Raw genomic sequence first — 1,293 nt, forward strand, 5'->3', positions numbered from 1 at the left:
TCCCACCTGACCCCATGCCGAACTCAGAAGTGAAACGCCGTAGCGCCGATGGTAGTGTGGGGTCTCCCCATGCGAGAGTAGGGAACTGCCAGGCATCAAATTAAGCGAAAGGCCATCCGTCAGGATGGCCTTTTTGCATTGGCGCAGAAAAAATGCCTGATGCGACGCTGCGCGTCTTATACTCCCACATATGCCAGATTCAGCAACGGATGCGGTTTCCCCAACTTGCCTACTTCCATACGTGTCCTCCTTACCAGAAATTTATCCTTAAGCTCCTCAATAACCATTTTCCTGCTAACTAAATTCATGGTTAATGTTGCATAATAATACGCAACAAATGTATCACATTTTCTTTACCAAAAGAAATAAACAAAAGCGACCAACAAAAGCATCGGATTACGGCAGGAGACATAATGGCATGGCTGAAAGTACTGTAACGGCAGACAGCAAACTGACAAGTAGTGATACTCGTCGCCGCATTTGGGCGATTGTGGGGGCCTCTTCAGGTAATCTGGTCGAGTGGTTCGATTTCTATGTCTACTCGTTCTGTTCACTCTACTTCGCCCACATTTTCTTCCCTTCCGGGAACACGACGACTCAACTACTACAAACAGCAGGTGTTTTTGCTGCGGGATTCCTGATGCGCCCAATAGGCGGTTGGCTATTTGGCCGCATAGCCGATAAACATGGTCGCAAAAAATCGATGCTGTTATCGGTGTGTATGATGTGTTTCGGATCGCTGGTTATCGCCTGCCTCCCTGGTTATGAAACTATAGGTACGTGGGCTCCGGCATTATTGCTTCTCGCGCGTTTATTTCAGGGATTATCCGTTGGCGGAGAATATGGCACCAGCGCCACCTATATGAGTGAAGTTGCCGTTGAAGGGCGCAAAGGTTTTTACGCATCATTTCAGTATGTGACGTTGATCGGCGGACAACTGCTAGCCCTACTGGTTGTCGTGGTTTTACAACACACCATGGAAGACGCTGCACTCAGAGAGTGGGGATGGCGTATTCCTTTCGCGTTAGGAGCTGTGTTAGCTGTTGTGGCGTTGTGGTTACGTCGTCAATTAGATGAAACTTCGCAACAAGAAACGCGCGCTTTAAAAGAAGCTGGATCTCTGAAAGGATTATGGCGCAATCGCCGTGCATTCATCATGGTTCTCGGTTTTACCGCTGCGGGCTCCCTTTGTTTGTAAGCGTACAGCCTGAACCGTCTGGTCAGAATCTGACGAATTAGACAAAGTGGTGTCCACCAAATAAGTAGTGGGAACCAAAGTGTCAGATATGCAGA

General features: G+C 48.3%; 1 rRNA gene and 1 pseudogene. Both read left to right on the forward strand.

Annotated features, from left to right (window positions below):
• Positions 1-94 (forward strand): 5S ribosomal RNA (gene rrf / locus BGK49_RS15000); the annotation flags it as partial.
• A gap of 324 nt (positions 95-418) precedes the next feature.
• A pseudogene (kgtP, locus tag BGK49_RS15005) lies at positions 419-1,192 on the forward strand (alpha-ketoglutarate permease); the annotation flags it as partial.
• Positions 1,193-1,293: the final 101 nt, after the last annotated feature.

The sequence above is a fragment of the Shigella sp. FC1544 genome, assembly GCF_001722145.1.
Classification (GTDB): Bacteria; Pseudomonadota; Gammaproteobacteria; order Enterobacterales; family Enterobacteriaceae; genus Escherichia; species Escherichia coli.